Raw genomic sequence first — 22,288 nt, 5'->3', positions numbered from 1 at the left:
CGAAGCCTATCGTGCGGCGCCGGACCCGCCATGTTGATGCAGTCGCGTTTGGAAGTCGGGAGAGCGGGTATCCGTGCTCGCGGGCGACGTGCTTGGACCCAACCTGGCATGGTCGCCCTCAATCGAGGAAGAGGTGGTTCACGCCATGTGCGGCATCGCGGGCGAAATCGCTCGCGGACGGGCAGCAGATATCGGAGCCATCGCATCGATGGCCGACACCATGGTCCCGCGGGGACCCGACAGCGGCGGTGTCTGGGCGAAGGACGGTGTGGCTTTCGGGCACCGGCGCCTGGCGATCATCGACCTGTCGAGCCACGGACACCAGCCGATGCATGATCCGGAGTTGCATCTGACCGTGGCCTTCAACGGCTGCATCTACAACTACCCGCAACTGCGCGAGGACCTGATCGCCAAGGGCTACCGGTTCTTCTCCCACAGCGACACCGAAGTGGTGCTCAAGGGGTTCCATGCATGGGGTGAGGGCGTGGTGGACCGGTTGTACGGCATGTTCGCTTTCGCCGTGACCGACACCGACAGCGGGCAGGTGATGTTGGCCAGGGACCGGCTCGGGGTCAAGCCGCTGTACTGGGCCGACGTGCCCGGAGCGTTCCGGTTCGCCTCCACGCTGCCTGCGCTGGTGGCCGCCGGTGGTGTCGACACCTCGATCGATCCGGTTGCGCTGCACCACTATCTGAGTTTCCACTCGGTGGTGCCCGCGCCGCACACCATCTTGCGCGGGGTCCGCAAACTGGCCCCGGGAACCATCATGCGGATCGAGCCGGACGGCCGGCGCGTCGAACGCACCTATTGGAGCCCGGTCTTCGAACGCGTGCCCGAGCGGGCGTCCTGGTCGGAAAGGGACTGGCAGGATGCCGTTCTGGCGTCGCTGCGCACCGCGGTGGAGCGCCGTCTGGTGGCCGATGTGCCGGTGGGTTGTCTGCTCTCGGGCGGGCTGGATTCCAGCCTCATCGTCGGGCTGCTCGCGGAAGCGGGACAGCATGGCCTGCAAACCTTCTCGATCGGCTTCGAGGCGGCCGGGGGCGAGGAAGGTGACGAGTTCAAGTACTCCGACGTGATCGCCCGCCACTTCGGCACCGACCATCACCAGATCCGGATCGACACCGCACGCATGCTGCCTGCACTGTCCGATGCGATCGGGGCGATGAGCGAGCCGATGATGAGCCACGACTGCGTGGCGTTCTATCTGTTGTCCCAGGAGGTCAGCAAGCACGTCAAGGTGGTGCAGTCCGGGCAGGGTGCCGACGAGATCTTCGCCGGTTATCACTGGTATCCGCCGATGGCGCACGCCGCGGACACCGATGTCGCCGGCGCGCTGGCACGCTACCGTGCCGCCTTCTTCGATCGCGACCATGCGGCGGTCAACGCCCTGCTGCAGCCGCAGTGGCGCCTCGACGCCGACATCGCCGGGGATTTCGTGCGGGACCAGTTCGCCAGCCCCGGCGCGGCCACCGCCACCGACCGCGCGCTGCGGCTGGACACCACCGTGATGTTGGTCGACGACCCGGTCAAACGTGTCGACAACATGACCATGGCGTGGGGCCTGGAGGGTCGGGTGCCGTTCCTCGACCATGAACTCGTCGAACTCGCGGCCACCTGCCCGCCCGCGCTGAAGACCGCGTACGACGGCAAGGGTGTGCTGAAAGAGGCTGCGCGCCACGTCATCCCGAGTGAGGTCATCGACCGCCCGAAAGGGTATTTCCCGGTGCCGGCGCTCAAGCATCTGGCCGGTCCGTACCTGGACCTGGTGCGGGACGCGTTGTGCAGCGATGCCGCCCGCGACCGTGGGCTGTTCGCCACGGCGGCCGTGGACGAACTGCTGGCGGACCCGAATGGCAACCTCACCCCGCTGCGCGGAAATCCGTTGTGGCAGATCGGGTTGCTGGACATGTGGCTGGCCGCGAATGTCGACGGTGCGCGCACCGCCGGAGGTACGCGGTGACCATGTCGGACACCCGGGACGACGTCGGAGTGGTGCAGGATCTCGGCTGGGGGCGGTTGGTCTTCGGCCAGACCTTCGACGACCCGGAGGCGTTCGGCACCGCGCTGCGGGCCGAAGCGAGTGGCCGGCGGGACATCGGCATGTATCTGGATGCGCCGCATGTCTTCGTCGCCCTGCACCCGCAGGAATTCTTCATCGACCCCAGCTTCACCTACCGGCTGACATTCGCCGACCGCGGTGAGTTCTGGCCCGGCGATGTGCCCGGCGTGGTGGTGCGTCCGGTGCAATCGCTGGGGGACTGCGGCGCGATCAACGAGATCTACGTGCGGTGCCGGATGGTCCCGGCCGATGTGGACCTGATGTGGGCGAACGTGCAGCATGAGCAGCACATGGTGTACCTGGTGGCGACCGACGAACACACCGGAGCGCTGATCGGTACGGTGACCGGAATCGATCATCGACAGCTCTTCGGGGATGCCGAGAACGGCTCCAGCCTGTGGTGCCTGGCGGTCGATCCGGCGGTGTCGCGCCCCGGCGTCGGGGGGCTGCTGGTGCGCTCGCTGGTCGAGGAGTTCATCCGGCGGGGCCGCGATCAGATGGACCTTTCGGTGCTGCACGACAACGAGGGCGCCATCGCCCTGTATGAACGGATGGGTTTCGAACGCGTTCCCGCGCTGGGCATCAAGCGCAAGAACGCCATCAACGAGAAGCTGTTCGCCCCAGTGCAGGAGGAGGAGGGGCTGGCCGAACTGAACCCGTACGCCCGGATCATCGCCGATGAGGCCATGATGCGGGGCATCCACGTGGAAGTGCTGGACGGCAAGGGCGGCTACATGCGGCTCACCCACGGCGGGACCAGTGTCGTCACCCGGGAGTCGTTGTCGGAGTTGACCAATGCCGTCGCGATGAGTCGGTGTGACGACAAACGGGTGGCGCGCCGGGTGGTGTCCGAGGCCGGTATCCGGGTACCCCGGGGCCGGACGGCGACCTTCGACGACGAGGACTACGCGTTCATGCGCGAAGTGGGTTCGGTGGTGGTCAAACCCGCCCGCGGGGAGCAGGGCGCGGGCATCACCGTCGGTGTCACCAAGCCCGACGAGCTGGACCGCGCGCTGACCTGGGCGGCCAAGCACTGTCCCGACGTGCTCATCGAGGAGCGTTGCGAGGGTGAGGATCTGCGACTGGTGGTGATCGGCGGCAAGGTCATCGCGGGGGCCGTGCGGCGTCCTCCAGAGGTGCTGGGCAGCGGCAAGCACACCATCCGCGCGCTGATCGAGGCGCAGAGCCGGCGCCGTTCGGCCGCCACCCACGGCGAATCCGTGATCCCCGTCGACGATGTCACCGTCGACACCGTCCATGAGGCGGGCTGGGAACTCGACGACGTGCTGCCTATCAACGAGCGGCTCACCGTCCGGCGCACGGCCAACCTGCACACCGGTGGCACCATCTGTGACGTCACCGATGACGTCAATCCGAAGTTGACGCGGGTCGCGATCGAAGCCGCCGACGCGATCGGCATCCCCGTCACCGGCATCGACCTGATGGTGCCCTCGGTGACCGGCGAGGAGTATGTATTCATCGAGGCCAACGAACGCCCGGGACTGGCCAATCACGAACCGCGCCCGACAGCGCAGGCTTTCGTGGATCTACTCTTTCCCCGTACCGCGGCGACGCCGTGGGCCTGGCAGCCCGATCCCGTCAACCAGGGGTAGTGGCCGCCGGGGCGCACCGCGGCGCCCCGTGTATTTCCGATGCTTGAGAAGGAGGCATGGTGTCCGAACCTGCGCTGATGCCGGAAGCGACCCGGGCGTGGATGATCGACACGCTGCTCGGCCTGCTGCAGACACCGAGCCCGTCGGGCCGCACCGACGCGGTCATGCAACTGATCGGTGACACCCTCGACGATCTCGGGGTGCCGTTCACCCTGACCCGCCGGGGCGCGCTGACCGCCGAGTTGCCCGGCGCATCCAAGACCACCGACCGCGCCGTCGTCGTGCACGCCGACACCATCGGCTGCATGGTCCGCACATTGAAGGACAACGGCCGGCTCGAGGTGATCCCGGTCGGCACGTTCTCGGCGCGGTTCGCCACCGGCGCGCGGGTCCGGATCTTCACCGACGATCCCGACGAGTTCTTCACCGGCACCGTGATGCCGCTGATGGCATCCGGGCACGCCTTCGGCGACGAGATCGACACCCAGCCCACTCAATGGGAGAACGTCGAGGTCCGCATCGACCGCAAGGTCTCCACTCGCGCGGACCTGGAACAACTCGGCTTCCACGTCGGTGACTTCGTCGCACTGATCGCCGCCCCGGAGCTGGCCTCCGACGGCTACATCGTGTCGCGCCACCTGGACGGCAAGGCCGGAGTGGCCGTGGCGCTGGCCCTGGCCAAGACCGTCGCCGAGGACCGCATCGTGCTGCCGCACAAGACGACGATCATGGTGACCATCACCGAGGAGGTCGGCCACGGCGCCAGTCACGGTCTGCACCCCGACGTCGCCGAATTGGTGTCCGTCGACAACGCGGTGTGCGCCCCGGGGCAGCACTCCATCGAAGACGGCGTGACGATCCCGATGGCCGATCTGCACGGGCCGTTCGACTACCACCTCACCCGGAAACTGTGCCGGCTGGCCGACGAGCGCCGAATTCCGCACGCGCGCGACGTGTTCCGGTTCTATCGATCCGACGCCGCGGCCGCCATCGAAGCCGGGGCCAACACCCGCGCCGCGCTGGTGGGCTTCGGTCTTGACGGCAGCCACGGCTGGGAGCGCACCCATATCGATTCACTGGAGGCCGTCTACAACCTGCTGTTCGCCTGGCTGCAGACCCCGCTGACGTTCGCCAAATGGGATGCCACGCCGTCCGGCAAGCTCCGCGACTTCCCGTCGTCCAAGCAGCCGGCACCCATTGAGCAGTGGGTGCCGCTGGCCCGCGGTGACCACGCCGAGCCCGGTGAATGGTCGGGGGAGCACTGGCCGCCCGCCGAAGGTCCGCTGGGTCCGCAAGCCTGACCTGCGCGGGGCCCGCCGGTGGTTGAATGCAGGCGTGCTGAGTATCGAAGAGATCTCCGACCGCCTGGAAATCCAAGATCTGCTGGTGGCCTACTCCACGGCCATCGACAGTCGCCGGTTCGACGACCTGGACCGGGTCTTCACCGCGGACGCCTATATCGACTACCGCGCGATGGGTGGGGTGGACGGGCACTATCCCGAGGTCAAGGCGTGGCTGGCGCAGGTGCTGCCGAATTTCCCGGCGTATGCGCACATGCTGGGGAACTTCGACATCCGGCTGTCCGGTGACACCGCGACCGCGCGCACGCTGTGCTTCAACCCCATGGTTCTCGGAGCCGCCCCGGCGGCGACATCGGGCTCCGGCGGCGATCAGCAGCAGGTGCTGTTCTGCGGGCTCTGGTACGACGACGCATTCGTCCGCACCGACCAGGGCTGGCGGATGACTCGCCGGGTCGAGGAGAAGTGCTTCGATCGCGTGGTCTGAGCCGCCCGCAGATTTGGGGCGATAACGCCTGCTCTGGCACAATGGGCGGCTGTCCGCGCGCGACACGTTAAATGCGCCGCTCGCCGGTCACACACGCAAAGGCAAAACCGGACCGGGCAATCCGCCCGCGTCGCTGAATTACCAGCGTGGCAATCACAGGAGAAGTCGCACAACATGGCTGTCAAGATCAAACTCGCCCGCTTCGGCAAGATCCGCAACCCCCAGTACCGCATCGCCGTCGCCGACGCGCGCAACCGCCGCGACGGACGCGCCATCGAGGTCATCGGCAAGTACCACCCCAAGGAACAGCCGAGCCTGATCGAAATCGATTCGGAGCGCGCGCAGTACTGGTTGAGCGTCGGCGCACAGCCCACCGAGCCGGTCCTGGCGCTGCTGAAGATCACCGGTGACTGGCAGAAGTTCAAGGGCCTGCCGGGCACCGAGGGCACGTTGAAGGTCAAGGAACCCAAGCCTTCCAAGCTGGACCTGTTCAACGCCGCGCTGGCCGCCGCCGACAACGCCCCGACCGGCGAGGCCACCCAGCTCAAGAAGAAGAAGGCCGCCGCGAAGAAGGACGACGACGCGGCCGCCGAGGCTCCGGCTGCCGAAGCCGCCGAGACTGAAGCACCCGCCGCCGAATGAGTTCCGTAGTCGTCGACGCCGTCGAGCACTTGGTGCGCGGAATCGTCGACAATCCCGACGACGTTCGTGTCGATCTGGTGACCAACCGGCGCGGCCGCACCGTCGAGGTGCACGTGCACCCCGAGGACCTGGGCAAGGTCATCGGCCGCGGCGGTCGTACCGCCACCGCGCTGCGTACCCTGGTCGCCGGCATCGGCGGCCGGGGCATCCGCGTCGACGTGGTCGACACCGACCAGTAAGACATGGACCTCGTCGTCGGTCGGGTGGTCAAGGCCCACGGCATCACCGGCGAGCTCGTCGTCGACGTCCGCACCGACGACCCGGACGCCCGGTTCACCCCGGGCGCCCGGTTGCGCGGATCCAAGCGCGGCGGTGCGCAACGGGAATTCGTCGTCGAGTCGGTGCGTGAGCACGGCGCCCGGTTGCTGGTGCGGTTGGCCGGTGTCAACGACCGCAATGCCGCAGACGAGGTCCGCGGCACGGTGTTTCTGGTGGATGCCGCCGAGCTTCCCCCTATCGAAGATCCCGACGAGTTCTACGATCATCAGCTCGAGGGGCTGGCCGTCCGCACCGTGGACGGCACCGCGGTCGGCACCGTGGCCGAGGTGCTGCACACCGCCGCCGGAGAACTGCTGGCGGTCAAGACCCCTGAGGGTGCCGAGGTGCTGGTGCCGTTCGTCGGAGCGATCGTCACGTCTGTCTCGCTGGCCGATGGCACCGTGCTCATCGATCCGCCCGACGGTCTGCTGAACATCGAAGATCTGTAGTACGACGTGCGCATCGACGTTGTCACGATCTTCCCCGGCTATCTCGACGCACTGCGAGAGGCGTTGCCGGGCAAGGCGATCCAGACCGGAATAGTCGAACTCGGAGTGCACGATCTGCGCGAGTGGACGCACGATGTGCACCGGTCGGTGGATGACTCGCCCTACGGTGGCGGTCCGGGAATGGTGATGAAGGCGCCGGTGTGGGGCGCCGCGCTCGACGAGATCTGTTCGCCGGAAACACTTCTGGTGGTGCCGACGCCGGCGGGTAGGCCGTTCACCCAGGCGACTGCGCAGCGCTGGAGCGAGGAAGCCCACCTGGTGTTCGCCTGCGGGCGCTACGAGGGCATCGATCAGCGGGTCGCCGAGGATGCCGCCCGCCGGATGCGTGTCGAGGAAGTGTCCATCGGCGACTATGTGCTGGCCGGCGGGGAGGCCGCCGTGCTGGTGATGGCCGAGGCCGTCATCCGGTTGTTGCCCGAGGTGCTGGGGAATCCGCAGTCGCATCAAGAGGATTCACACTCCATGCAGAAAGGTGGCCTGCTGGAGGGGCCGAGTTACACGAGGCCGCCGGTCTGGCGCGAGCTGGAGGTGCCGCCGGTGCTGTTGTCCGGTGACCACGCCAAGATCGCCGCGTGGCGGCACGAGCAGTCGCTGGAACGAACCCGCGACCGACGGCCCGACCTGCTCCGGGGCGAGCGAACAGACGGGGGAAGCGGGAACTAGATATGCCCGCCGGGGAAGATCGTCGCCACGGCCTGGGTGATGGTCTGGCGAGCGCGCTCGGCGGTGGCGGGCTGCATGGAACTGATCGCCATCACGAAACGGCGGTCCATCCCGATCACGCCGGTGGACAGATGCATCCAGTCGGCGCCGATGCAGCACATCCAACCCTGTTTCACCGCAACGGGTTCGGCCGGCAACCCCTCGGGGATGCCGAAACGTTGCGGGTACACCCCGCCGGGCACCATGCCGTCGGGCGCGGTGGGGGTGGATTCGGCGAGGTTGGACAAGATGATGCTGGCGTCGGCGGCAGGCAATCCACCGGTACCGGCCAGCAGCATGTCGTAGTAGCGCACCAGGTCGGTCACCGTGCTGGTGGTGTTGTACCACCGGCCGTTGCCCGGCGGCCGCGTCGCGGACAGCCCGTAGCGGCCGGCGACCCGGTTGATGATGGCGCTGCCACCGCTGCGGTTCCAGAACACCTCGGCCGCGCTGTCATCGGAGGACCGCAGCATGACGTCGAGCATCCGCCGGTCATCCGGGCTGAGGGTGGTCTGACCCTTGGCCTCCTGCAGTAGCAGGTCGTCGGCGATGAACAGCTTGACCACCGAGGCGATCGCGATGGTGTTGATGGCTCCGTTGGTCACCAGTTGGCCGGTGTTGCGATCCAGCAGTGCCACGGTGATGTCCGCACCCGCGGCGGCCGCCTCCGCGGTGGCTTGGCGGACCCGCAGGTCGATTCCGTCGAGCGCCACCGCCGCCGGGTGGTCGGGCGGCGCCTCGGGCAGCGGGGCGGAGGTGCCCAGGGGAGCGATGACGGTCAGCTGCGGTGACTCGGGAGGTGGCGGCGGGGTGCCGTAGACCTTGGCCTCGCATGCCGACACGAGTGCGCCGGCGCAGAGCACGGTCGCGGTCACCGTCATCAACCTCGACGGCCGCGCTCGCATAGCTCTCCTCCCGGGCATGGATGTCCCTTGCCTGGTAAACCGCTGTGTAAACCATGATGTCGGCCAGCTGCTCGACCCCTCGAAACCGGCCCTGACGTTCGTATAGCCTAACTGTTGACCGCCGTTGTCGCGCCTCTGACAGTTCGGGCGTTTCGCGTCCGGACGCGGCGATTTCGTCGGATGCGTGCCGTCTGGCACAATTGAGCAGTTGTCTGCGCACGGTCTCGCCTGTGATGAGTGAAGCCTGCTGCGTGACGCACGACCCGATATACCCGAAATACCTCGGCTCGATCGCGCCCGGCGCGGTCGCACACGAGCCGCCAACAACAAGGAAGTGTCACCGATGAACACGCTTGACTTCGTCGACAAGGCGTCGCTGCGCGACGACATCCCGGCATTCGGCCCCGGCGACACCGTCAACGTGCACGTCAAGGTCATCGAGGGCTCCAAGGAGCGCATCCAGGTCTTCAAGGGTGTCGTGCTGCGCCGCCAGAACGGTGGGGTCAGCGAGACCTTCACCGTCCGCAAGGAGAGCTACGGCGTCGGCGTCGAGCGGACCTTCCCGGTGCACTCGCCCAACATCGACCACATCGATGTCGTGACCCGCGGTGACGTGCGTCGCGCCAAGCTGTACTACCTGCGCGAGCTGCGCGGCAAGAAGGCGAAGATCAAGGAGAAGCGCTGACGCGCCCTGCCAGGGTTCGCGTCATGACGCTGGCTACCCTGATGCCGTGACCGAGGACAAAGAAGGCACGGCGGCAGGCCACTCTGATCCGGCAGAGTCCGTGACCGATGAGGTCGACGACACCGGCGAGCACGAGAACACCGACGAACCCAAGGGCAAGTCGGGTGCGGTGCGCGAAGGCGTCATTCTCGTCACCATCGCGCTGGTCATGTATTACGTGGTGCTCACCTTCGTGGCCCGGCCGTATCTGATCCCGTCCGAGTCGATGGAGCCGACCCTGCACGGGTGCACCGGCTGCGTCGGCGACCGGATCATGGTCGACAAGTTGACCTACCGGTTCACCGAGCCCGGGCCCGGCGACGTCGTCGTCTTCAAGGGGCCGTCGAACTGGAACATCGGCTACAAGTCGATCCGATCCGACAATCCGGCGATCCGGTGGGCGCAGAACGCGCTGTCCTTCGTCGGTTTCGTACCTCCGGACGAGAATGACTTGGTCAAGCGGGTGATCGCGGTCGGCGGCCAGACCGTCGAATGCCGAGCGGCCACCGGGCTGACCGTCGACGGCAAGAAGCTCAACGAGCCGTATCTGGACCCGACGACGATGATGGCCGACACCAACGTCTACCCCTGCCTGGGCAATGAGTTCGGCCCGGTCAAGGTGCCGGACGGCCGGCTGTGGGTGATGGGTGACAACCGCACGCATTCGGCCGACTCGCGCGCGCACTGCTCCAATCTGCCCGCCGATGCGCAAAAGGGCCTGCTGTGCACCGGTGATCCGGTGGCGGGCACCGTGCCCGTCGGCAATGTCATCGGTAAGGCCCGGTTCATCGCCTGGCCGCCGTCCCGTTGGGGTGGCGTGCACAGCGTGAACCCGCAGACTGCTCCCGCCTCCTAGGAGCCCAGCGTTGCCGGCGAGCTGGCCACCGAGGACCGTGATCCGCAAATCCGGTCTGCGCACCCTTGAATCGGCGCTCTACCGCAGCGGGCTGGGACCCGTCGCGGGTGTCGACGAGGTAGGACGCGGCGCGTGTGCCGGCCCGCTGGTGGTCGCCGCCTGCGTGCTCGGTCCGAACCGGCTGTCCAGCCTGGCCGCGCTGGACGATTCGAAGAAGCTCACCGAAGCCGAACGGGAACGACTGTTTCCCCTGATCCGGCGCTATGCGGTGGCCTATCACGTGGTCTTCATCCCGTCGACCGAGGTGGACCGCCGCGGCGTCCACATCGCCAATATCGAGGGGATGCGGCGCGCGGTGGCGGGGCTGCCGCTGCGGCCGGGCTACGTGCTGTCCGACGGGTTCCGGGTCCCGGGCCTGGCGGTCCCGTCCTTGCCGGTGATCGGTGGCGACGCGGCCGCCGCGTGTATCGCCGCCGCCAGCGTGCTGGCCAAGGTCAGCCGCGACCGGCTGATGGTGCGGATGGAGACTGAACACCCCGGGTACGGCTTTGCCGAGCACAAGGGTTACAGCACCCCGGCGCACACCGCCGCGCTGGGCCGGCTCGGTCCGTGCCGTGAACACCGGTTCTCGTTCGCCAACGTCGCCCGCGTTGCGGGCTCGGGTGGGATGCCTCGGTTGGACGCAGACGAGCCGTGCGGAATGATGGATGTCAACCTAGACGAAGGACAGCTGAGCAGATGAGTGCCGAGGATCTCGAGAAGTACGAAACCGAGATGGAGCTCTCGCTGTATCGCGAGTACAAGGACATCGTCGGCCAGTTCAGTTACGTGGTGGAGACCGAGCGCCGGTTCTACCTGGCCAACAGTGTGGAGCTGGTACCGCGTAACGCCGACGGCGAGGTCTACTTCGAGTTGCGGTTGGCCGACGCGTGGGTGTGGGACATGTACCGGCCGGCCCGGTTCGTCAAGCAGGTTCGGGTGATCACCTTCAAGGACGTGAACATCGAAGAGGTCGAGAAGCCCGAGCTTCGGCTACCCGACTAGGCCGGCGCCGGACGCCCCGGGACCGATGCCTATCGTGAGCGGGTGACTGACGCACCCGAGGCTGCTCGGCCACTGGCCGGTGTCCGCATCATCGAGATCTCCAGTTTCGTTGCCGTACCGCTGGCCGGAATGACCCTGGCGCAGCTGGGCGCGGAGGTGATCCGGGTCGATCCGGTCGGTGGGGCCGCCGATTACCATCGCTGGCCGGTGACCGAAGGCGGCGAAAGTATCTATTGGGCCGGCCTGAACAAGGGCAAGCGGTCGGTAGCGGTGGACATGCGCGCGCAGCGCGGGCAGGACCTGGTGCGCCGGCTGATCGCCGATGCCGGCATTCTGATCACCAATGTGGCAGGGCGGCAATGGCATTCGTATGACGAGCTGGTCGCGTTACGGCCGGACCTGATCCATGTGGAGATTTCGGGCCGCGCCGACGGCGGCACGGGTGTGGACTACACCGTCAACGCCGGGCTGGGTTTTCCGTTGGTGACGGGTCCGGCCGGGTTGGAGGTTCCGGTCAACCACGTGCTGCCGGCCTGGGATGTCGCCTGCGGTCTGTACACCGCGTTGGCCGTCACCACCGCGCTGCGGCACCGCGACGCCACCGGGCAGGGGCAACGGGTGTCCATCCCGCTGGAGAACGTCGCGCTGGCCACCGCCGGAAACCTGAGCTTTCTGAGCGAGGTGATGATCAACGGGGACGACCGGCCGCGGATCGGAAATTCGATCTACGGACAGTACGGCCAGCAGTTCACCAGTGCCGACGGTGTCGCGTTCATGATCGTCGCCCTGACCGGCCGGCACTTCCGCGATCTGGCGGAGGTTACCGGGAACACCAAAGCGGTTGCCGCGCTGGGCGAATCGCTAGGCGCCGATTTCACCGATGAAGGGCAGCGCTATCACCACCGCGATGCGCTCACCGGGCTTTTTACCCCGTGGTTCAGCGCGCACACCGCCGAGCAGATCGCCGCCGCGCTCTCGGCGACGTCGATCCTGTGGGAGCGCTACCGCAGCTTCGCCGAGGCGGTCGCCGCCCCGATGGTCACCGACAATCCGTTGTTCACCACCCTGGATCAGCCGCGGATCGGGAGCTACCTCGCGCCCGGCCTGCCGGTGGCCATCGACGGTGCGTACCCACCCGCGGTGGCTGCACCCGCGCTCGGCGACCACACCGCGGCGGTGCTGGCCGACTCGCTCGGGCTCAGCGCGGACGAGATCGGGACGTTGACCGAATCCGGGACGGTGGCATGAGTGCCCTCGCGGAACTCTTCGCGCTGACCGAGGCGGGGCACGACGCGTGGACCGGCCCGGCGAGCGGGCCCGCAGGCAAGCGGGCCTTCGGTGGCCTGATCGCGGCGCAGACCCTGGCCGCGGCGTGGCGCACCGTCGACGAGGCCTACCAGCCCACCAATATGCACCTGCAGTTCCTGCGCGGCGGGGACGCCGGGGCGGCCCTGGACCTGCGGGTGGACCGGGTGTACGACGGACGCACGGCGGCCGCCCGGCGCGTCGAGACCCGCCAGGCCGGGCGACTGCTGACCGCGGCGACGGTGTCGTTCACCGTGCCGCTGGCCGGACCCGAACACGGTGTGCGGCCGACGATGCCCGCCCATCCGGACACCATGGAACCGACCGGCCCACCCGGACCGGCCCCGTCGTTGCCGTTGGACGACTTGGATATTCGAGTTCAGGACATCGGCTCCGGGCCGGATTTCGTCCGGCGCATGTGGTGGCGGGTGACGACGCCGCTGCCCGATGTTCCCCTGTTGCACACCTTGATCGCCGTCTACATCACCGACCTCTACGGCGTCGACCCGGCCTCGCGGGTACACGGCCACTCGATGAGTGACCGTGCGCACCGCACCGGGACCACCGACTCGTCGATCTGGCTGCACCAACCGGTGCGCGCCGATGAGTGGAATCTGCTGGAGTCCACCTCACCCGCGGCGGCGCGGGGCCGCAGCGTCATCACCGCCGGCCTGCTGCGCGCCGACGGGGTCATCGCGGCGACCCTGGTCCAGGAAGGACTGTTGGCCGACCGGGAGTCCTAGCCCGGCGTGGATCGACCCACTCGACGGACTCACCGTCGGGATGGCGGGTGTGGATGAAGTACTCGAATCCGCCGTATCCGGGTGCCCGGTCCCGGGCCAGCCGCGCGGGCAGCGGTAACCGGTAGAGCCGGGTGCCTTGCCCGCCGGTGTCGATCAACTCCGCGCCGGAGTCACCGATGAGTTGTTCGAAGGTGAGGTAGCGCAACGCGATTGACCGCTGGTCGGCATTGCGTAGCGCCGCGACGTGCTCGATGGACATCTGCCGGCCGACGATCCGGCGATATGCGGCTGCATCGAATTCGGTGCCGTGCAGGTAGTGGATGCCCGATCCGTCAGACCATTCGATGGCGGGCCGGCCGGTATCGTCGTGCAGGACGTTGGTGCTGCCCTCGGCGTACCGCACCGAAGGCATCGGCACCAACAGCACCTCCCGGTGGATCGGCACGATCCAGCCCAGGCCGAGATCCCTGGCGGTGCGCATCGACTGCGAGAACCGGGCCCACCGGCTGACGGACACCACACCGATCGGCGGCAGCCAACGCGCGTCGGGCAGGGCGGCGACCAACCGGCTGTACAGGATGTCCCGCAGGTCGTTGGGCACGACCGCCCCCGGCGGGCCGCCGGCATCGTCATTGCCGGACCAGCGGGCGATGCGGGTCCATCGCTTGTCCGGACCGATGAGGGCGGCAATCCGCAGCGCTCGGTCCAGTTGCGGGATGACCGAGTATTTGGTGCCCAGATGCACGTCGCGGGACGTGCAGAACTCGGCGACCAGGTCGATCGCCGCGTCGGCATCGAACGCACCCGTGTCCGGTGCCCGCCGGGCCGGGTGATCCAAGTCGACATAAGACTCCAGGTCGAAGGTCATGGGCCGAAGGTAGCGCCGGGGTGTGACAAGTCGGATCCGCCAGATGAGCCGGTGCGCGCAAACATGCCGCGACCGCGGGGCCGATCAATAGGATCGAGCGATGAAGCCGATTGCCATCCTCCTGTTCAGTGCGTCCGCCGTGTTCGCGACCGTGGCCGCCCCGACCGCATCCGCCGCCGATCCGTGCTCGGCGAGCAGTCTGGCCACCACCGCCAGCGGCGTGCTCGCGCAAGCGGGGGCATACCTGGACACCCATCCCGGCGCCAATGACGTCCTGACCGCCGCGGGAAACCAGAGCACCGGGGACGCCACCACGGCGGTCAGGGGTTATTTCACCGGGCATCCCGGCGAGTTCCTCGACCTGCAGAACATCGCCCGGCCGCTCACGTCGTTGCGCAGCCAGTGTGGTGTCTCGGTGTCGCCGGGCCAGCTGGCGGCGCTGTTCGACGCGCTGTCCTGAGCCGGGCGGTCGTCCGCTCCGGCTGTGGATGAATCGGTGACTGTGGACAACTAGCGCTTTCGCGGGGTTGCCTCGGCTGGATTGTCGGTGGGCGAGACCACCGTCGAGTCCATGGAGACATGGACGCGCGCCGAGATCGGCGCTCTGGGTGAGCAGTTGGCGGTGGAGCATCTGGAGGCCTTGGGCTTGCGGGTGCTCGAACGCAATTGGCGGTGCCGGTACGGCGAGTTGGATGTGATCGCTGCGGATGGTTCCACGGTGGTGTTCGTGGAGGTCAAGACCCGCACCAGTGATGCCTTCGGCGGGGTGGCGCAGGCGGTGACGCCGGTCAAGGTGCGGCGGTTGCGGCGGCTGGCCGGGGTGTGGCTGGCGCAGCACCCGGGCAGTTGGGCTGGCGTGCGCATCGATGTGGTGGGGGTGCGGATCGGTCGGACCCGGGTGCCCGAGGTGGCGCATGTGCAGGGGATCGGCTGATGGCGTTGGGTAGGGCGTTCTCGGTGGCCATCCGCGGTGTGGAGGGTGTGATCGTCGAGATCGAGGCGGATATCACCTCGGGTCTGCCGGGGGTGCATCTGGTGGGTTTGGGGGATGCCGCGCTGCAGGAATCGCGGGACCGGGTGCGTGCGGCGATCACCAATTGTGGCAACACCTGGCCGATGTCGCGGTTGACGTTGGCGTTGTCACCGGCGACGTTGCCCAAGAACGGTTCGGCGTATGACTTGGCGCTGGCGGCTGCGGTGTTGTCCGCGCACGGGAAGAAGGAGTGGCCTCGGCTGGAAAAGGCCTTGCTGCTGGGCGAATTGGCGCTCGATGGCCGGGTGCGGCCGGTGACCGGGATTCTGCCCGCGGTGTGGGCGGGGAAGAAGGAGGGGTGGCCGGTGGTCGTGGTGCCCGAGGAGAATCTCGCCGAGGCCAGTCTGGTGGATGGTATCGAGGTGTGGGGTGTGCGCACGTTGCGTCAACTGCAGGCGTGGCTGGCGGGTAAGGGTGGATTGGCCGGTCGTCTGGACACCGTGGCGCCGGTGCCGGCGGTGGTGGCCGATCTCGCTGATGTGGTCGGGCAGACCCAGGCCCGCTATGCGGTCGAGGTGGCGGCCGCCGGTGCTCATCATCTGTTTCTGTCGGGTCCGCCGGGGATCGGTAAAACGATGCTCGCGCAACGGCTTCCGGGGTTGCTGCCGCCGTTGACGGAGCAGGAGGCGTTGGAGGTCACGGCGATTCATTCGGTGGCCGGATTGCTGACCGGGGCCACTCCGTTGATCACCGAGCCGCCGTTCATCGCGCCGCATCACACCTCCAGTGTCGCGGCCATGGTGGGTGGTGGCTCGGGTATGGCCCGCCCGGGTGCGGTCAGCCGGGCGCACCGCGGCGTGCTGTTCCTGGACGAATGCGCCGAAATCGGCACCAGTGTGCTGGAAGCCATGCGGACGCCCCTGGAGGACGGCGAGATCCGGCTGGCCCGCCGTGACGGGGTGGCGAAGTATCCGGCCCGGTTCCAGCTCATTCTGGCCGCCAACGAATGCCCTTGTGCTCCGGCAAATCCCCGGGATTGTGTGTGCCCGGCCGCGGTGAAGCGGCGCTACCTCGGCAAGCTGTCCGGCCCGTTGATGGACCGGGTCGATCTTCGCGTCAAGATGCATCAGGTGCGTGGCGGCGCATTCGGCGACCAGGTCCCCGAACCCACGGCGGTGGTCCGGGATCGGGTTGCCAATGCCCGGGCCGCCGCGGCGCATCGATGGCAGGCCGTCGGGGTGCGGACCAATGCGGAGGTGCCCGGGCCGATCCTGCGGCGCGCGTTCCGGCTCAGCCGCGAGGCCATGGCGCCGCTGCGCACGGCGCTCGACCGCGGCTCGCTCAGCATCCGCGGGGTCGACCGAACCTTGCGGGTCGCCTGGTCCATCGCCGATCTGGCGGGCAAGGAATCTCCGACGGTGGTGGACGTCGGTACGGCGCTGAGCTTTCGCGATGAGGTGGTCAATGATGGCCGATGAACAGACCCGGCAGGCGTGGGCATACCTGTCGCGGGTGACCGAACCGCCTTGTCCCGCACTGGCCGAATACGTCAACGTGCACGGTCCGGTCGAGGCGGCCGCGAGGATACGGTCGGGCAAGGAGCCGCCGTCGCTGACCGATGCGGTGGCGGGTCGCCGGGATATCGACCGCTCGGCAGACGATCTGGCGATGCTCGATCGTCGCGGCGGCCGGCTGATCACGCCTGACGATGACGAGTGGCCGTACCTGTCATTCACCGCGTTCGGGGCCGAAGACGTCAGGAAGAAACAGGATGGGCGTGTGCCGATGGTGCTGTGGGCGATCGGGCCGGCGCGGCTGAACGATGTCGCCGACCGTGCCGCGGCCATCGTCGGCACCCGAGCGGCCACCGCCTATGGCGAACACATGGCCGCGACCCTGGCAGACGGGCTCGTCGAACACGATGTGGCGGTGGTCTCGGGTGGCGCGTACGGGATCGACGGTGCGGCTCATCGGGCGGCGCTGGCCGCCGAGGGTTGCACGGTGGCCGTGTTGGCCGGCGGCATCGACGTGCCGTATCCGAGCGGTCATTCGGCTCTGCTGCACCGGATTTCGCAGAGCGGATTGCTGCTCACCGAGTATCCACCCGGCGTGCGTCCCGCCCGGTTCCGCTTCCTGGCCCGCAATCGTCTGGTGGCCGCACTCGGACGTGCCACCGTCGTGGTGGAAGCCGGGTTGCGCAGCGGGGCGGCCAACACCGCCGCGTGGGCCGCGGCGATGGGGCGAGTGGTGTGTGCGGTACCTGGACCCGTGACGTCCTCCGCGTCAGCGGGTTGCCATGTGCTCCTGCGCGGCACAGCTCTGCTGGTGGACCGGGCCGATGAACTGGTCGAGATCGTCGGCAAGGCGGGGGAGTTCGCCGACGAGCCGGAACACCCGGTCGCACCACTGGACGGGCTGTCCCGGCCCGAACGACTGGTGTACGAGGCGCTGCCGGCGCGGGGTTACCGCACCGTCGAGCAGATCGCGGTGGATGCCGCCCTTCCCGCGGAGTCGGTACTCGGGCCGCTGGCGCTGCTCGAGGTATCGGGCTTGGTGCAGCGAAAGGAGGGGAGGTGGCGAATCGTGTCGGGCTCCACGTCGGCGTAGCCGACCGCCGCCGACCGGCCACTCGTACAGTGGTGCGGAGATCGACTAACAGAACGGGGAGGCACTGTGGCGGGACGTCCGGTCCATACCTTCGAGGTGATCAGCTCCACGCAGCTGACACCGCACATGATCCGGCTGGTGCTCGGTGGCTCCGGGGCGGGGCAGGGCTTTGACACCTTCACCCCCGGCGCGTTCACCGACTCCTACGTCAAATTCGTCATCGTCCCGGACGGCGCCGATGTGAGCGCGCTCCCGCGACCTCTGACCCTGGACAGTTTCAACGAACTGCCGCAGGATCAGCGGCCCACGGTGCGCACCTACACCGTCCGCCATGTCGATACCGAAAAGCGCCAGATCACAGTCGATTTCGTGGTGCACGGTGACCAGGGAGTGGCCGGTCCCTGGGCCGCGGCCGCCACACCCGGCCAGTTGGCGTACCTGATGGGTCCCAGCGGAGCGTATGCACCCGATCCCGCCGCCGACTGGCACCTGCTGGCCGGTGACGAGGCCGGGCTGCCTGCGATCAGCGCCGCCCTGCAGGCGCTGCCGCCGGCCGCCATCGGGCATGCCCTCATCGAGGTCGCCGGACCCGAGGACGAACTCGACCTGCCCGCTCCGGCGGGAGTCACGGTGCACTGGATCCACCGCGGTGGACGCGCCGACCAGGTGCCCGACACCGCCGCCGGCGACAACGCGCCGCTCGTCGCGGCGGTACGCGCGCTGCCTTGGCTGCCCGGTCAGGTGCAGGCTTTCGTACACGGCGAGGCGCAGGCCGTCATGCACAATCTGCGTCCCTACCTGCGCAAGGAACGCGGCGTCGAGGCGAAGTGGGCGTCGGTCTCCGGGTACTGGCGGCGTGGCCGTACCGAGGAGACCTTCCGGCAGTGGAAAGCGGAACTAGCGAAAAACGAAGCAGGCCAGCCAGACTGACCCCATGGCATTCGGCGACTATCAGCTCGAGATCTACCTGCAGGGCCTGGCCGGGGTGGTGCCCTCGCTCCCGATCGGCTACGCCGAACTGGAAGAAAGGGCGGAAAAGGCGATGTCCGCGTCGCTGTGGTCGTATGTGGCCGGCGGCGCAGGCGACGAGCGCACCCAGCGGGTCAACGTCACCGCCTTCGAGAACTGGGGCCTGATCCCGCGGATGTGCGTCGGGGCCACCGAACGCGACCTTTCGGTGGACCTGTTCGGGCTGACGCTGCCCTCGCCGTTGTTCATGGCGCCCATCGGGGTGATCGGGCTGTGCGCTCAGGACGGCCACGGCGACATCGCCTCGGCCCGCGCGGCCGCCAAGACCGGCATCCCGATGGTCGTCTCCACCCTCACCGCGGATCCGCTGGAGGCCGTCGCCGCCGAATTCGGCGACACCCCGGGCTTCTTCCAGCTCTACACACCCAAGGACCGCGACCTGGCGGCCAGCTTCGTGGCCCGCGCCGAAGCCGCCGGATTCAAGGGCATCATCGTCACCCTGGACACCTGGGTGCCCGGTTGGCGCCCCCGCGACCTTTCCACCTCGAACTTCCCGCAACTGCGCGGGCACTGCCTGGCCAACTACACCAGCGATCCGGTGTTCCGGGCCGGGCTGGCGCAGCCGCCGGAAGAGAACCCGCAAGGCGCGATCCTGAGCTGGATCCAGAACTTCGGACAGTGCGTCACCTGGGACGACCTGGCCTGGCTGCGGACCCTGACCCGGTTGCCGTTGCTGGTCAAGGGCATCTGTCACCCCGACGACGTCCGGCGGGCACGCGATGTCGGTGTCGACGGCATCTACTGCTCCAACCACGGCGGCCGCCAGGCCAACGGCGGCCTGCCCGCGATCGACTGCCTGCCCGACGTGGTGGCCGCGGCCGACGGACTGCCGGTGCTGTTCGATTCCGGGGTGCGCAGCGGCGCCGATGTCATCAAGGCGCTGGCGCTGGGGGCCACCGCGGTCGGTGTCGGCCGGCCGTACGCCTACGGTCTGGCCCTGGGCGGTGTCGACGGCGTGGTGCACGTGCTGCGCTCGCTGCTGGCCGAGGCCGACCTGATCATGGCCGTCGACGGCTACCGGTCACTGGCAGATCTCACCCCGGACACGCTGCGGCGCGTCACCTAGACAGGCCGGCCCTGGCCCAGCACGGTGAGGGCGTGCAGACCGAGGCCCTCCTGGCGGAATTCGACGAATTCCTGTCGTTGCAGCGTGGCCGCTCCGAGCACACCCGCCGGGCCTATCTGGGCGATCTGCGGTCGTTGTTCGCGTTCACCGGTGGGGGTCTGGAGACGCTCAGCCTGATCACGCTGCGATCCTGGCTGGCCGCGCAGGCCGGAGCGGGGGCGGCGCGCACCACGCTGGCCAGGCGCACCTCGGCGGTCAAGACGTTCACCGCGTGGGCCTGCCACCGCGGCCTGCTGCGCACCGATCCCGCAGCCCGGCTGCAGACGCCGAAGTCGCACCGCACCCTGCCGGCCGTGCTGCGCCAGGATCAGGCCCTCGATGCCCTGGAGGCCCTGAATTCCGGTGCGCAGCAAGGTGATCCGCTGGCCTTACGGGACCGGCTCATCGTCGAGCTGCTCTATGCCACCGGTATCCGGGTCAGTGAGCTGTGCGGGCTGGACATCGACGACGTGGACACCGGGCGGCGGGTGCTGCGGGTGCTGGGTAAAGGCAACAAGCAGCGCACCGTGCCCTTCGGTGAACCGGCGAAGGTGTCTTTGCGCGCCTGGCTGACCGATGGGCGACCCGAGCTGGCCACCGACAAGTCGGGTCCGGCGCTGCTGCTGGGGGCCCGCGGCGGCCGGCTCGATCAGCGCCAGGTGCGCACCGTCGTGCACGACACCATGACCGCCGTGGACGGCGCCCCCGACATCGGCCCGCACGGCTTGCGCCACAGCGCGGCGACCCACCTGCTTGAGGGCGGTGCCGATCTGCGGATCGTGCAGGAACTGCTGGGCCACTCGAGTCTGGCCACCACGCAGCTCTATACCCATGTCACGGTGGCGCGGCTGCGCGCGGTCCACGATCAGGCGCACCCCAGGGCCTGATCACGAGACGGGTTTGAGCCGGATCGGGGTTTCGCCGAGCAGCCCCAGCGGGTCGACGTAGTCGGCCCGCGACGCCGGGCCCCACATCGCACCCCAGTGCAGGCAGGCCGCGGTCGGGCAGCCGGCGTGCCCGCCGACCAGCCTTCCGATCGGGGTGCCCGCCTCCACCCGTTGGCCGGCCCGCACCGCGGCGCGCACCGGTTCATAGCTGGTCCGTAAGCCGCCCGGGTGCGCGATGGACACCAGCGGACGCCCGGCCAGCTCGCCGGCGAACACCACCGTTCCCGGACCGCCGGCGTAGACGGGCTGCCCCGGCGCACCCGCCAGGTCGACACCGCGATGGCCCCGATTCCAGTTGGGCGCCGGGGCGTCGAAGGTGCGGGTGACGGCGGGGCGGGGCCGCAGCGGCCAGCTCAGCCGGTCGGCGGCCGCCCCGGCCGGAGCGGCCGCCAGCAGCGCCAGCAGAACCGCCGCGAGCACCTTCATCCTCCCAGCTCAGCGCCGGGTCAGCGGCAGGGCAAGGCCGGCCGCGAAGAATGTGGATGACGGCCGCACTGTGCACAACTGTGGTGGTAAAAGGCGCGGTATCCACGGTGTAAACTGCTAGCCGCAGCTCACTTCTGTGGGCTGACTTCGCGCGCCTGCTCAGCCGCCCGTACCAACGGGTTGCACCAGCATGCCGGGCGGTCCCGTTCCGGGAGATCGGAACGGGTCCGGCAGCAGCAGACGCCAGGGTCCGGTATCAACCGATGCCGGGCGACAACCGATATCTGAGTGAGGCATCACCATGGCCGTAGTGACCATGAAGCAGCTGCTGGACAGCGGCACCCACTTCGGGCACCAGACCCGTCGTTGGAATCCCAAGATGAAGCGGTTCATCTTCACCGACCGCAACGGCATCTACATCATCGACCTGCAGCAGACGCTGACCTACATCGACAAGGCCTACGAGTTCGTCAAGGAGACCGTGGCCCACGGTGGCACCGTGATGTTCGTCGGCACCAAGAAGCAGGCCCAGGAGTCCATCGCCGCGGAGGCGACCCGCGTCGGCATGCCCTATGTGAACCAGCGCTGGCTCGGCGGCATGCTCACCAACTTCTCCACCGTGCACAAGCGCCTGCAGCGCCTCAAGGAGCTCGAGGCCATGGAGCAGACCGGTGGCTTCGAAGGCCGCACCAAGAAGGAAATCCTCATGCTCACGCGTGAGAAGAACAAGCTGGAGCGCAGCCTCGGCGGTATCCGCGACATGGCGAAGGTGCCGTCGGCCATCTGGGTCGTCGACACCAACAAGGAGCACCTGGCCGTCAACGAGGCCATCAAGCTCGGCATCCCGGTCATCGCGATCCTCGACACCAACTGCGATCCCGACCAGGTCAACTACCCGATCCCGGGTAACGACGATGCGATCCGTTCGGCCGCACTGCTGACCAAGGTGGTCGCCTCTGCCGTCGCCGAGGGCCTGCAGGCCCGTGCCGGTGCCGGCAAGACCGAGGCCGGCCAGGATGCGCCGGCCGCCGAGCCGCTGGCCGAATGGGAGCAGGAACTGCTCGCGGGTGCGACCACCGGCACCGACGGTGCTGCCGAGACCACCACTGACGCCTCTTAATTCCAGGA

The 22,288-nt window shown here is 68.3% G+C and carries 24 protein-coding genes and 1 pseudogene; 22 read left to right on the top strand and 3 right to left on the bottom strand.

The genetic code is table 11. The features are described 5' to 3' along the window. Nucleotides 1–145: 145 nt before the first annotated feature. The 8 genes from ACXPWS_RS20550 to trmD all read left to right on the top strand — a co-directional run bounded on the left by ACXPWS_RS20550 (nt 146) and on the right by trmD (nt 7,589). Complete coding sequence (locus tag ACXPWS_RS20550) at nt 146–1,960, top strand: N-acetylglutaminylglutamine amidotransferase (RefSeq protein ID WP_458708420.1); 1,815 nt, start codon at nt 146–148, stop codon at nt 1,958–1,960. Nucleotides 1,961–1,962: 2 nt separating this feature from the next. Beyond that, nucleotides 1,963–3,672 (top strand): N-acetylglutaminylglutamine synthetase, encoded by a 1,710-nt coding sequence (gene ngg / locus ACXPWS_RS20545; protein WP_458713623.1) that lies wholly within the window; start codon nt 1,963–1,965, stop codon nt 3,670–3,672. A 56-nt stretch (nt 3,673–3,728) separates the two neighbouring features. Beyond that, nucleotides 3,729–4,973: an osmoprotectant NAGGN system M42 family peptidase gene (locus ACXPWS_RS20540; protein ID WP_458708419.1), complete on the top strand. Its 1,245-nt coding sequence runs from the start codon at nt 3,729–3,731 to the stop codon at nt 4,971–4,973. 34 nt (nt 4,974–5,007) lie between these two features. Next, a complete protein-coding gene (locus ACXPWS_RS20535; RefSeq protein WP_458708418.1) occupies nt 5,008–5,457 on the top strand; it encodes a nuclear transport factor 2 family protein in 450 nt (149 codons plus the stop codon). 174 nt (nt 5,458–5,631) lie between these two features. Further along, nucleotides 5,632–6,099, top strand: coding sequence for a 30S ribosomal protein S16 (gene rpsP / locus ACXPWS_RS20530; RefSeq protein ID WP_458708417.1), 468 nt, complete (start codon nt 5,632–5,634; stop codon nt 6,097–6,099). Further along, on the top strand, nt 6,096–6,338 hold the full coding sequence (locus ACXPWS_RS20525; protein WP_090356861.1) for an RNA-binding protein: 243 nt from the start codon (nt 6,096–6,098) through the stop codon (nt 6,336–6,338). The genes rpsP and ACXPWS_RS20525 overlap by 4 nt, the downstream gene beginning before the upstream one ends. A 3-nt stretch (nt 6,339–6,341) precedes the next feature. After that, a complete protein-coding gene (gene rimM / locus ACXPWS_RS20520; RefSeq protein ID WP_458708416.1) occupies nt 6,342–6,866 on the top strand; it encodes a ribosome maturation factor RimM in 525 nt (174 codons plus the stop codon). A gap of 6 nt (nt 6,867–6,872) precedes the next feature. Then, a complete protein-coding gene (gene trmD / locus ACXPWS_RS20515) occupies nt 6,873–7,589 on the top strand; it encodes a tRNA (guanosine(37)-N1)-methyltransferase TrmD (RefSeq protein WP_458708415.1) in 717 nt (238 codons plus the stop codon). On the opposite strand, the gene ACXPWS_RS20510 is transcribed toward trmD, so the two are convergent. Further along, a complete protein-coding gene (locus tag ACXPWS_RS20510) occupies nt 7,586–8,533 on the bottom strand; it encodes a serine hydrolase (protein ID WP_458708414.1) in 948 nt (315 codons plus the stop codon). The two genes, trmD and ACXPWS_RS20510, sit on opposite strands and share 4 nt — an antisense overlap. A 343-nt stretch (nt 8,534–8,876) precedes the next feature. On the opposite strand from ACXPWS_RS20510, the gene rplS reads away from it, so the two are divergent. The 6 genes from rplS to ACXPWS_RS20480 all read left to right on the top strand — a co-directional run bounded on the left by rplS (nt 8,877) and on the right by ACXPWS_RS20480 (nt 13,205). Continuing rightward, nucleotides 8,877–9,218 carry a 50S ribosomal protein L19 gene (rplS, locus tag ACXPWS_RS20505; RefSeq protein ID WP_073856043.1) on the top strand — a complete coding sequence of 114 codons (342 nt, stop codon included), beginning with the start codon at nt 8,877–8,879 and terminating at the stop codon, nt 9,216–9,218. 100 nt (nt 9,219–9,318) lie between these two features. Next, nucleotides 9,319–10,113, top strand: a complete 795-nt coding sequence (lepB, locus tag ACXPWS_RS20500) for a signal peptidase I (RefSeq protein ID WP_458713622.1) — start codon at nt 9,319–9,321, stop codon at nt 10,111–10,113. 10 nt (nt 10,114–10,123) lie between these two features. After that, the gene (locus ACXPWS_RS20495) at nt 10,124–10,855 is read left to right on the top strand and encodes a ribonuclease HII (protein WP_458708413.1); all 732 of its coding nucleotides are present in this window, start codon (nt 10,124–10,126) and stop codon (nt 10,853–10,855) included. Further along, complete coding sequence (locus ACXPWS_RS20490) at nt 10,852–11,157, top strand: DUF2469 domain-containing protein (RefSeq protein ID WP_024450376.1); 306 nt, start codon at nt 10,852–10,854, stop codon at nt 11,155–11,157. Before ACXPWS_RS20495 ends, ACXPWS_RS20490 begins: the two co-directional genes overlap by 4 nt. A gap of 42 nt (nt 11,158–11,199) precedes the next feature. Then, nucleotides 11,200–12,405 (top strand): CoA transferase, encoded by a 1,206-nt coding sequence (locus tag ACXPWS_RS20485; RefSeq protein WP_458708412.1) that lies wholly within the window; start codon nt 11,200–11,202, stop codon nt 12,403–12,405. Further along, nucleotides 12,402–13,205 (top strand): acyl-CoA thioesterase, encoded by an 804-nt coding sequence (locus ACXPWS_RS20480; RefSeq protein WP_458708411.1) that lies wholly within the window; start codon nt 12,402–12,404, stop codon nt 13,203–13,205. The genes ACXPWS_RS20485 and ACXPWS_RS20480 overlap by 4 nt, the downstream gene beginning before the upstream one ends. Here ACXPWS_RS20480 and ACXPWS_RS20475 read toward each other — a convergent pair. Further along, nucleotides 13,153–14,073 (bottom strand): DUF6745 domain-containing protein, encoded by a 921-nt coding sequence (locus ACXPWS_RS20475; RefSeq protein ID WP_458708410.1) that lies wholly within the window; start codon nt 14,071–14,073, stop codon nt 13,153–13,155. The genes ACXPWS_RS20480 and ACXPWS_RS20475 overlap by 53 nt on opposite strands. Nucleotides 14,074–14,173: 100 nt before the next feature. On the opposite strand from ACXPWS_RS20475, the gene ACXPWS_RS20470 reads away from it, so the two are divergent. The 7 genes from ACXPWS_RS20470 to ACXPWS_RS20440 all read left to right on the top strand — a co-directional run bounded on the left by ACXPWS_RS20470 (nt 14,174) and on the right by ACXPWS_RS20440 (nt 20,674). Further along, the gene (locus tag ACXPWS_RS20470) at nt 14,174–14,533 is read left to right on the top strand and encodes a heme-binding protein (protein WP_458708409.1); all 360 of its coding nucleotides are present in this window, start codon (nt 14,174–14,176) and stop codon (nt 14,531–14,533) included. Between the two features lie 111 nt (nt 14,534–14,644). Then, the gene (locus tag ACXPWS_RS20465) at nt 14,645–15,007 is read left to right on the top strand and encodes a YraN family protein (protein WP_458708408.1); all 363 of its coding nucleotides are present in this window, start codon (nt 14,645–14,647) and stop codon (nt 15,005–15,007) included. After that, nucleotides 15,007–16,524: a YifB family Mg chelatase-like AAA ATPase gene (locus ACXPWS_RS20460; RefSeq protein ID WP_458708407.1), complete on the top strand. Its 1,518-nt coding sequence runs from the start codon at nt 15,007–15,009 to the stop codon at nt 16,522–16,524. The genes ACXPWS_RS20465 and ACXPWS_RS20460 overlap by 1 nt, the downstream gene beginning before the upstream one ends. Then, nucleotides 16,511–17,653 carry a DNA-processing protein DprA gene (dprA, locus tag ACXPWS_RS20455; RefSeq protein ID WP_458708406.1) on the top strand — a complete coding sequence of 381 codons (1,143 nt, stop codon included), beginning with the start codon at nt 16,511–16,513 and terminating at the stop codon, nt 17,651–17,653. The genes ACXPWS_RS20460 and dprA overlap by 14 nt, the downstream gene beginning before the upstream one ends. Nucleotides 17,654–17,719: 66 nt before the next feature. Then, nucleotides 17,720–18,583 (top strand): siderophore-interacting protein, encoded by an 864-nt coding sequence (locus ACXPWS_RS20450; RefSeq protein WP_458708405.1) that lies wholly within the window; start codon nt 17,720–17,722, stop codon nt 18,581–18,583. A gap of 4 nt (nt 18,584–18,587) precedes the next feature. Beyond that, nucleotides 18,588–19,748, top strand: a complete 1,161-nt coding sequence (locus tag ACXPWS_RS20445; RefSeq protein ID WP_458708404.1) for an alpha-hydroxy-acid oxidizing protein — start codon at nt 18,588–18,590, stop codon at nt 19,746–19,748. Between the two features lie 32 nt (nt 19,749–19,780). Beyond that, complete coding sequence (locus tag ACXPWS_RS20440) at nt 19,781–20,674, top strand: tyrosine recombinase XerC (protein ID WP_458708403.1); 894 nt, start codon at nt 19,781–19,783, stop codon at nt 20,672–20,674. A gap of 3 nt (nt 20,675–20,677) precedes the next feature. On the opposite strand, the pseudogene ACXPWS_RS20435 reads toward ACXPWS_RS20440, so the two are convergent. Next, nucleotides 20,678–21,133: pseudogene (locus tag ACXPWS_RS20435) on the bottom strand (M23 family metallopeptidase); the annotation flags it as partial. A 328-nt stretch (nt 21,134–21,461) separates the two neighbouring features. On the opposite strand from ACXPWS_RS20435, the gene rpsB reads away from it, so the two are divergent. Beyond that, the gene (gene rpsB / locus ACXPWS_RS20430) at nt 21,462–22,280 is read left to right on the top strand and encodes a 30S ribosomal protein S2 (RefSeq protein WP_458708402.1); all 819 of its coding nucleotides are present in this window, start codon (nt 21,462–21,464) and stop codon (nt 22,278–22,280) included. Nucleotides 22,281–22,288 lie beyond the last annotated feature (8 nt).

This window comes from Mycobacterium sp. BMJ-28 (genome assembly GCF_054404835.1).
The sequence above is the reverse complement of the archived record's forward strand: the minus strand, read 5'-3'. Positions and strand labels throughout refer to the sequence as shown.

Bases quoted from the DNA above. Each gene is read 5' to 3' on its own strand.
- ACXPWS_RS20550 (WP_458708420.1), top strand. From the start codon at position 146: ATGTGCGGCATCGCGGGCGAAATCGCTCGCGGACGGGCAGCAGATATC.
- ngg (WP_458713623.1), top strand. From the start codon at position 1,963: ATGTCGGACACCCGGGACGACGTCGGAGTGGTGCAGGATCTCGGCTGG.
- ACXPWS_RS20540 (WP_458708419.1), top strand. From the start codon at position 3,729: ATGGTGTCCGAACCTGCGCTGATGCCGGAAGCGACCCGGGCGTGGATG.
- rpsP (WP_458708417.1), top strand. From the start codon at position 5,632: ATGGCTGTCAAGATCAAACTCGCCCGCTTCGGCAAGATCCGCAACCCC.
- ACXPWS_RS20525 (WP_090356861.1), top strand. From the start codon at position 6,096: ATGAGTTCCGTAGTCGTCGACGCCGTCGAGCACTTGGTGCGCGGAATC.
- rimM (WP_458708416.1), top strand. From the start codon at position 6,342: ATGGACCTCGTCGTCGGTCGGGTGGTCAAGGCCCACGGCATCACCGGC.
- ACXPWS_RS20510 (WP_458708414.1), bottom strand. From the start codon at position 8,533: ATGCGAGCGCGGCCGTCGAGGTTGATGACGGTGACCGCGACCGTGCTC.
- rplS (WP_073856043.1), top strand. From the start codon at position 8,877: ATGAACACGCTTGACTTCGTCGACAAGGCGTCGCTGCGCGACGACATC.
- ACXPWS_RS20490 (WP_024450376.1), top strand. From the start codon at position 10,852: ATGAGTGCCGAGGATCTCGAGAAGTACGAAACCGAGATGGAGCTCTCG.
- ACXPWS_RS20480 (WP_458708411.1), top strand. From the start codon at position 12,402: ATGAGTGCCCTCGCGGAACTCTTCGCGCTGACCGAGGCGGGGCACGAC.
- ACXPWS_RS20475 (WP_458708410.1), bottom strand. From the start codon at position 14,073: ATGACCTTCGACCTGGAGTCTTATGTCGACTTGGATCACCCGGCCCGG.
- ACXPWS_RS20470 (WP_458708409.1), top strand. From the start codon at position 14,174: ATGAAGCCGATTGCCATCCTCCTGTTCAGTGCGTCCGCCGTGTTCGCG.
- ACXPWS_RS20465 (WP_458708408.1), top strand. From the start codon at position 14,645: ATGGAGACATGGACGCGCGCCGAGATCGGCGCTCTGGGTGAGCAGTTG.
- ACXPWS_RS20460 (WP_458708407.1), top strand. From the start codon at position 15,007: ATGGCGTTGGGTAGGGCGTTCTCGGTGGCCATCCGCGGTGTGGAGGGT.
- dprA (WP_458708406.1), top strand. From the start codon at position 16,511: ATGATGGCCGATGAACAGACCCGGCAGGCGTGGGCATACCTGTCGCGG.
- ACXPWS_RS20445 (WP_458708404.1), top strand. From the start codon at position 18,588: ATGGCATTCGGCGACTATCAGCTCGAGATCTACCTGCAGGGCCTGGCC.
- rpsB (WP_458708402.1), top strand. From the start codon at position 21,462: ATGGCCGTAGTGACCATGAAGCAGCTGCTGGACAGCGGCACCCACTTC.